This window comes from Vibrio sp. V10_P2A27P122 (genome assembly GCF_963874335.1).
Taxonomy (GTDB): domain Bacteria; phylum Pseudomonadota; class Gammaproteobacteria; order Enterobacterales; family Vibrionaceae; genus Vibrio; species Vibrio anguillarum.
In genome coordinates, this window is sequence record NZ_CAWNHY010000134.1 from 1 (window position 1) to 4,360 (window position 4,360).

The following is a 4,360-nucleotide window of genomic DNA, read 5'->3' on the forward strand; positions in this document are numbered from 1 at the left end:
TATGTAGAAAATAATGGTAATGCTACGGTGGTTGTCGATAACCTTGAGCGGTGTGATGAAATAAATAAAAAGTGTACTCAAGTAGAAAAACTACACGTCTTACCCAAAGTAAAACGAGAGATTAGTTATGACGCTTACCCATCGATTGATTTTGATTTAATTGAGGGTAGTAAATCGACATTTAATAGAATAAATCTATAAATGTAATTTAAATAATAAGGAGAAATATAAAAATGAAATTAAATCGTATTATTACACTAATGGTATTTGCTAGTGGTTCCATTATGGCAGCTGAAACAGTGGAACATACTATTACTGTGACGGCGCAGATACCAAGTGAGAATTTCTATGTAACGCCAGTGGGTGATTGGATGAGCAGTACGCAGAAATTACAATTTAATCCTAACACCCAAAAGCTAGATACTTTGTCTCGTCAAATGGAAGTAAAAAGTACCATTGGCCCTATCAAGGGATATTTATTATATAAACCTGCTTTAAGCCGAGTTAATGGTAACGAGGAAATTGGTTTAACGGTTAATTTTGCTGGCGTAGCATTAACAACTGAATCACAAGATTTGTTGACTTTAGCCAATGTGCAAAACGGTAAAAAAGTTGGCTTTGAAGTTATACCCGATGCGGCGCCTAATAATGGTTATAAAGCGGGTAGCTATCAAGGTGTAATTAATATGGTGTTTGAATCGGAAGCTCCACCAGCTCCACCAGCTCCACAGGAGTAATATTAAATATTACTCAAGGTTTATTAATTTTAGGGGTGCCACACCCCTATTTTGTACCAATAAATAGTGTTTGTAATAATTATGGTTCGATATATCACACTCTTGCTTATGATATTCTCATACTCATCTTTTTCAACGGAGCCGATACCATTACTTAAACAATCTCTGCAGCTACCACAAGGCTTTAGAAATTATTTTTTCGGTACGCCGTTAATGGCAAATATTGTGATCGACAATAAGCAACTAGGTAGTGGTGAGTTAATATTAGGTAGGGACAGTACCGTGTATCTGCTTAACTTGTTGGATAGCTCTGAAAGTCAGTTCAATAAGCAAGAAAGAGAGCTGTGGCAACAGCAATTAGCAAAAAAGTTGCAATTAGGAGTGTGTAGTACGGATTGCTCTGCCAATATTTTAATGGTTCATTATAGCCTTGAGAATTCTCAACTTACAGTGGTGACTCGTCAGGTTGAACTGCAAAAGAGTGATAATAATTATCGCTCATTACCAGAAGAAAACTTAGGTTTGTTAGTGCGCAATCAGTTGCGCTTAACATCGGAAGGGCAAAACCAAACAGGGCTGTTAAACCTTCAATTAGAGGGAAATATTAGGTCGTGGACACTGTTTTCTGAAGGCGATATAACTAAAAGTGATTCTATTCAACAGACGATGAGACAAGCATATGCAGAGCAACTGGATGGTAAGTATTATACTCGTCTGGGCTATTTTGTTCCTGACTCACAAGGGCTTGTCCGCCAGCAGAACTATTTTGCGGCAACGGATATCAACATTATCGGTGCTATGTTTGGCAACTCAGATCTGCTGCGTAAGGAGCAGGGAGCGCCAAGTTTAGTGCCTATACAAATAACTACGTCTCGCCCCGGCGTGGCTGAGATCTATAAAAATGGTCAGCTACTGTATTCTCAATTAATTCAGTCAGGTTTGCAGGTGATCGATACTCGCGTTTTGCCTGCTGGTATCTATGAAGTTGAGATTCGCATACTAGAAGACGGACAAGAAACTCAAAGAAAAACAGAGATGGTGTACAAGCCATCAAGTTGGACTACACCAGAAGATCATTGGCGTTATAACCTTTATGCTGGTTGGCAGGTTCCTGTATGGGCGAGTTCTGAGGTGGATAATACAGAGCCAGCACTAACAGCGGGAGTTGAATTGAACCATTTACTGACACCTTCAATGATTGTTGGTTTTGGTCACCGTTATGCCAATAAACGTTTTCACCAGTCATTATCGCTAGATTGGAACATTACTCCTTCATTACGTTGGTTGAGTATGATGAATCACAGCGAAGGGATTGGTTGGGGATATAATGCACAAGGCATGATGACTTTGAATAGTATAAACATGGTGCTAGGGCATACCGCTCGACATATGAGTCATGATGACGCCTCAACCGCTTACTTTTCTATGCAGTACCCAATGTTACGTTGGGGAAGTGTTAATCTCTACCTTTCTAATCAGTCGGGACAAGGTTCAGGTGCGAACCTCAGTTGGAGCTATGCAGATCGATGGCAAGGTGAATGGGTAAACTGGGGCGTTACCCTATTTGATCGCCCTGGGGGTTTAAGTACCAATAGTGAAAGAGATAGAGGAGCAATGCTCTCTTTTTCACTCAGCCTTGGTTCCGGAAAACAATCTTTATCATTGGGTTTGGGGAGCCGTACCTCCCGCTCCGGCGAGCAAGATCAAGAGCTAAGTTTAAATTATCAGCAACAAACTGACTTTGGAATAGTAAAACAGATCAGCGCGGGAATGACTCAAGACCGATATGGCTCAGGCTTTTCCGGCTATGGACGTTACTCTGCCGACTGGGTTGATGGGGACGTATTTGTACAAAACTCCTCTTATAACCGGGATTGGTCGTATGGCATTAATATGGACAGTTCGTTTGCAATTAGCCGTAAAGGTAGCGCAATTGGAGCTGGAGGAATGCAGCAAGATGCAGCAATGATTTTGGATATTGAAACCGACACTCCTGATGCTCGTTTACGCGTTTCCGGTGATAACACTGCGTATTTAGTATTGGATAGTGGCCGACATTTAGTTCCCGTAGATGCTCTAGAAAATGGGACCTTACAACTAGATATGGCGGATCAATACGCTTCAACGTTAACTATTCGCCCGGCGGTTATTCCATATTACTTAAATCGAGGCGGTGTTAGTTATCATAAAGTACAGGTAGTAAAAACCGTGACGGTAATTGGCCGATTAGTGGATGAGTACCACCAAGCATTAGGAGGCGCGCAGGTCATTAATCATGTAGGCCGCACGGTCAGTGAGCCAGATGGATTTTTTGTGGTGGATGTTAGCTTAAAACAACCGAGCCTTACAATTGAGCGCCCTACGAAAAATACTTGCAAGCTTTCGCTTGGTGACTTCGATTTTTGGACAAAAAAAGAGACAATTTTGGTAGGGGACTTATTATGCAAATCCGATTCATTAGCACTACATTAATAATCAATCTTTGGGTTTTAATGATTTTAATATTAGTTTCAAATAATGCATCATCTGAAACCTTTAATGTAAATTCAGAGTATAAACCTGCCACTTATGACATTGAATATGGAGCTAATAATTTTAAAAATACAGATATTTGCACGATTGGGGATTATTTGTGTACATTTGGTGAGTATGTTCTCGGTTTACCAATAATCGCTTATCGTACGCCAAAAAATACAGGAAATAAAAGAGATGAACCTACATTTATAAAAATAAAACCTAAGAAAGTGATACTGAAACATAAGCTGAGTGGAGAACAGCAGGAGATGACATTAATTCCCACTGTTGTTGGGATGGAGGTTAGTGATTTGCGATATATCCCATCAACTAGTGATACGTGGAAGAACCTTAGAGCTGTTGAGGGAGACTGTGATTCTGCTAGATTTAGAGGTTATGGGTGGACTTATCGTGTTCAGTTTATTTTCGCAACTAAAAATGAAAACATGTCATCAGGCTGTAGTGTTTCGTTTAAGTATAACCCGCAATATGGTTATCGATTAAAGATAGAAAACGTTTATTTAGGATTCAGGCTGAAAACTCCTAATCCATTAAAAATGAAAAATGGCGATTATACGGGGACGTTAGATTTATTGATTTCACCTGAAGGTGATATCGATTTAGGAAATGGTAGTTACAGTGCCGCTCATACAATTAACTTTAAATTATCCGTTAAACATCAGATAAGAGTTGATTTTCCTCAGAGTAGTACAGAAATTACTCTTAAGCCTAATGATGGATGGGCCTCTGGAGGTAGAAATACTGAATTGAGTAATGACATTACCTATTCTTTATGGGCATCATCTAATGTTAACGTATCTCTTCGTTGTCAATATAAATTTAATGATGCATGTGGAATTAAAAATAAAAAAGGGCATACGGTAGGGTTAGATGTATTCAATATGGAAAATAGACATAATAAAACCTTATTGAAAGAGAGTACTCCTCTAGTTATAAATGTTACTAATCCTGTAATAGGAAATGAGAATAAAATTTTATTTAGAGTGAGTAATAGCTCAGTCACTAGTATGTTAAATTATCCAGGTAGTACCTATTCTGGTGATGTTACAATCATTTATGATGCATCCATATAGTTTATTGATATATAT

General features: G+C 38.9%; 4 protein-coding genes. All 4 read left to right on the top strand.

Annotated features, from left to right (window positions below):
* A partial coding sequence (locus tag AACQ17_RS06880) for a hypothetical protein (protein WP_206208105.1) occupies positions 1 to 201 on the top strand: 201 nt, incomplete at its 5' end.
* A gap of 32 nt (positions 202 to 233) precedes the next feature.
* Positions 234 to 737 carry a CS1 type fimbrial major subunit gene (locus AACQ17_RS06885; RefSeq protein WP_094167796.1) on the top strand — a complete coding sequence of 168 codons (504 nt, stop codon included), beginning with the start codon at positions 234 to 236 and terminating at the stop codon, positions 735 to 737.
* A 213-nt stretch (positions 738 to 950) separates the two neighbouring features.
* The gene (locus tag AACQ17_RS06890; protein ID WP_166538091.1) at positions 951 to 3,209 is read left to right on the top strand and encodes a TcfC E-set like domain-containing protein; all 2,259 of its coding nucleotides are present in this window, start codon (positions 951 to 953) and stop codon (positions 3,207 to 3,209) included.
* On the top strand, positions 3,179 to 4,345 hold the full coding sequence (locus tag AACQ17_RS06895) for a hypothetical protein (RefSeq protein ID WP_094167797.1): 1,167 nt from the start codon (positions 3,179 to 3,181) through the stop codon (positions 4,343 to 4,345). Before AACQ17_RS06890 ends, AACQ17_RS06895 begins: the two co-directional genes overlap by 31 nt.
* The last annotated feature ends 15 nt before the right edge of the window (positions 4,346 to 4,360 follow it).

What these genes read in the sequence shown, in the direction of transcription:
- AACQ17_RS06885 (WP_094167796.1), top strand. Translation starts at nt 234, where the DNA reads ATGAAATTAAATCGTATTATTACACTAATGGTATTTGCTAGTGGTTCC.
- AACQ17_RS06890 (WP_166538091.1), top strand. Translation starts at nt 951, where the DNA reads ATGGCAAATATTGTGATCGACAATAAGCAACTAGGTAGTGGTGAGTTA.
- AACQ17_RS06895 (WP_094167797.1), top strand. Translation starts at nt 3,179, where the DNA reads ATGCAAATCCGATTCATTAGCACTACATTAATAATCAATCTTTGGGTT.